The sequence below is a fragment of the Nostoc paludosum FACHB-159 genome, from assembly GCF_014698835.1.
In the GTDB taxonomy this organism is placed as follows: Bacteria; Cyanobacteriota; Cyanobacteriia; order Cyanobacteriales; family Nostocaceae; genus Nostoc; species Nostoc paludosum.
Genome location: NZ_JACJTU010000144.1, coordinates 1 through 3,710, shown reverse-complemented (window position 1 = coordinate 3,710; position 3,710 = coordinate 1). Strand labels below are relative to the sequence as shown.

The following is a 3,710-nucleotide window of genomic DNA, read 5'->3' as shown; positions in this document are numbered from 1 at the left end:
CACCAATTGATGCAATGTCAGCAGCCACCTACTTGATCTCAAGTTGCAAGGGACTACCACCAACTAGAACCATGTTGATAGTAGCTGATGACCCAAATAACCTACCTGGGGTAGTGTTACGGAAGCTGCGTCCAGGGGCAAACTAAACAGTTTAGTTTAAAAGTTACCCAGAAAAAAAGTACACAGGTATTACACAGGGAACTTTGAGATCACAGAGTCGTATTCTTTTTGGGCTTCTCCTATGGACAATCGTGAGTAAACTTCCAGTGATTGCCGGGACGAATGCCCAGAGTAAGGTTGAATCAGCGCATCATCAATTCCTTGTTTTTTCAGCCACGTTAGCAGGAAATGTCGCAGTCTATGAGGAGAGATGGTTCTGTTTAGTCCCGCAGCAGTTGCGTACTTTTCTAAGATTTTTCTCACACCTCGGTCACTATACTTGCGTTTCCATGATGACTCAAACAGATAAGTTGCATCTTTGCGTTGCATCAAGTCTACGTGCATCGCTAGAACTTCCTTAAAACCAACAGGAAACGGAACAATTCGGTCTTTACTCCCTTTGCCTTGATTAATGCGAATTTGGCAACGAGCAAAATCTACATCTTCTAAACGAATATTAATTAATTCGCTAACTCTAACTCCTGTATAAAGTAAAGTTTTTATTAGTACCATATCTTGCACATTACGAGTGTGCCATACAGCTTCATAGTACCGTTGAATTTCTTCTTCAGTAGGTACATCAGGTAATTGTTTAGTTGATGTTTTGGGAACTGAAATTTCTAACTCAGTTCGCAAATAACGAAATACACTTTTTAAGTAAGTATAATCGGGATTTTCTGAGCGGAGATATTTGGCTAATTCATGGGCTTTTTTCTTAGCTGGAGTTCTAGGATTATTCACACAAACACCTCCAAAGACTCATATTCAATTCGTAACCGTTCTTCAAGGTCTAAGCGGAAAGTACCGTAGGGATTGACATGACTGTAAAATAAAGGTGTTAACGCCCGAAAATCTTCTGTTTTCATCTTAGACATCCAAGCGGGGTCTTTTAAAACCTGTTGAATCATCAAAGTGTTGATATAAACCAAACAGATTTGTAATAAGTGGAGAGACAAAACTGACAATTCCTGTTCTTCTAAGCGATTGGTAGCAATTTCTCCACCCTTCCCATAGAAAATAAAACTGTTAGCACTGTTCCAGTTTTCGATAACATTTAAGCCTTCATTGATTTCACGACGTAACGCCTCAGACTGTAGGTACTGACATAAAAATATAGTTTTAACAGCTTTACCCAATTCGCACAGTGCTTGGTAAGTTGGATGCTGTAAGTTAGCACGAGTAAAGCGTTTCAGTATAGCTTCCGGTTCGGCTGTTCCCAATCTCAAAGCTGTTGTATACTTAACCATTTGGTCATATTGTTGCCGAATTAAATCCCATTTAATCGGACGGGTCAAAATTAGTTGTAAGTTGGGATAAGCACTACTATTACCTGCTTCTGGACGATAAAGTTTTTGTGAGTGAATCCGTTTTAATCGCGGTAATAATTCAAATCCTAATAGGTGACAAAAAGCAAAAGCTACTTCACTTTGTCCATGACTATCGACAAAATTTTTTTCTACTTTCATGTTTGTACAATGGCGCAGTACCCCTTCAATCATCGCTGCTACTTCACTACTTGAACAGGTTTTTAATTGGGAGTAAATACAGGTTGATTTTCGTTCCACGTGCCAATAAATCATTACCCCACGACCACCGTAACGAATATGCCACTCGGTCATAAGATTTTGATCCCATGCTCCAAATTTCTTGGAATCACTAGCACAAGTTGTTGTGGCTTCACCCCAAATTTGAGGTAGTCTTACCTGAAAGATAGCGTTAACTATTTCAGCTATGGCTTTACGTAAATGATTTTTATTAATAAAACGACGCTGCACATAGCGTAAATCTTGGTAATTACTGTCGGGAGCGGCTGCACTAAGCCTTTTAAGTCCTGTATTTGTACCTAAACCATACAAACACAGCAGCAAACGTTTCTGTAAAGTAGTACGGTCTAAAGTTTCTCTTGAGGCAACAGTTTTGAAGTGTTCTGTAAACCCAATTCTTAAGTCAGCTTCTTTGAGAATATCTAACAAGCTAGTTGTAGACCATCTTAACCCAATTTCAGCTTTCAACCGCGATATAAAAGTAGATTCAGTTTGCGCTTCTAGGGGTGAAACAGATATCCAACCTTTACCTTTTTGAAGAATTTTTACTTTGGGGTTGTGGGGGATATTTTTATCTAACGATGAGAGTGCTTCATTCATAGCTTGCTGTAGACTATTAATGAACACGTCTACATCTGTAGGCTTGTTTAATGCCTGATAATAAGTTTCACGTAGAGAGTCAAAATCGACAGGTAAATCCTCTTCAGGATTGCGATAGCGATTTGCTCCCACTACCCAAATTTCTTTACAACGCAGTTGTTCTCTTAAGGCTTGTAAAACACTGATTTCATAATTAATACGATTTATCCGTTCATGACCATGAACGTCTTTTTCTAAGATAATCTCCCGCCAACTACTACGTAAAATTCCATCTAGAGGAACTTCTTCAGATAAATCATAATATCTTTGGTTGCTATCAGCATATTTTTTAATTAATTCTAGAGCTTGTATAACTGGACGGTGTACGTCATTATTAGAACGAAACTCTAAAACGTCTAGAATTTTTGGCACCATGCGCCGATAATAACTACTGTAAGAAGAGCGCATGACTTTATATACTTTTTGCCGATAGGCATTACCTGTTGACTTAAATTCTTTCACTAAGTCGATTAATGTTTGTTGCCCCACAACTGGGTAAACTACATCTTTGACTATTCCATCAGGGTTGGCAAGACTAACTTCAGCCAGTTGATAAAGTAAGCCAGTTTTCCCAGACACTCGCTTGAAATCTTGAAGTAATTCTTTCTCTATTTTAGTTTCAGCCCTGGCTGACAAACGATGTACAATTTGTAGCAGTAATTCAATTAGAGAATCTGTAATCTCTTGACTTCTCTTATAACAAAATGCTGACATGAGAGTGTAGCGAATCGCTTCTGGGTGAGCGCGTAATTGACTGGGTAATTCAGCGGCCACTCGTAGTTTATATATTTCTAAAACTTTGGGAGATACTGAAGAGAATAAATTCAGAGGTAGTTCTAGTTTTTGAAGGCATTGCAGTTTCGCTACTTCTGTAAAAATGCTCTCCAAACCAACCCTACCTGGGTCTGCTTTTAAGTCACTCAAATCACATGATTGTTGAGAATCTTGGGGATTTATGTTTTCTTCACTATCCGTAGTTGTGGTTAGAGACAACAACGCATCTATTTGAGTTTTAGTTAAGTCAGATAATTTTTGTAGTGTATTAGAAAAAAATTTGGTTTCGTATTTACGAATAGCTGACCGGATAAGGCGTAAGGTTTGTTGCTTGGTTGGAGGCTCAATATGAATTGAACGAAATTGTTGGAAAACTAAAGCTGATAAATGTTCAATATCCTCAGGACTTACGCAACTGGCACAGAGCGATCGCCGATATATAGTACATGAGTATTAGTTGAATCTGATTCCGAAAGCCTTGTATTCGTAATAGAAGCAGGTGTATTGGAGGCAAAGCATGAAAGATTCATGAGAAAATAGGTAGAGGTTGTATTAGATAAATGTTGCTTACGGTAATGAAATTTACTAAGCTTG

Annotated in this window: 2 protein-coding genes and 1 pseudogene; all 3 read right to left on the bottom strand. The window is 38.4% G+C overall.

Annotation, left to right across the window (positions count from 1 at the left end; translation table 11 throughout):
- Nucleotides 1-189: 189 nt before the first annotated feature.
- Nucleotides 190-900: a tyrosine-type recombinase/integrase gene (locus tag H6H03_RS39450; protein ID WP_190960402.1), complete on the bottom strand. Its 711-nt coding sequence runs from the start codon at nucleotides 898-900 to the stop codon at nucleotides 190-192.
- A pseudogene (locus tag H6H03_RS39445) lies at nucleotides 897-3,509 on the bottom strand (Tn3 family transposase); the annotation flags it as partial. The pseudogene H6H03_RS39445 and the gene H6H03_RS39450, both read right to left, overlap by 4 nt.
- A gap of 14 nt (nucleotides 3,510-3,523) precedes the next feature.
- Nucleotides 3,524-3,710, bottom strand: a 187-nt coding sequence (locus H6H03_RS39985; protein ID WP_206757990.1) for a hypothetical protein, incomplete at its 5' end; no start/stop codon positions are given.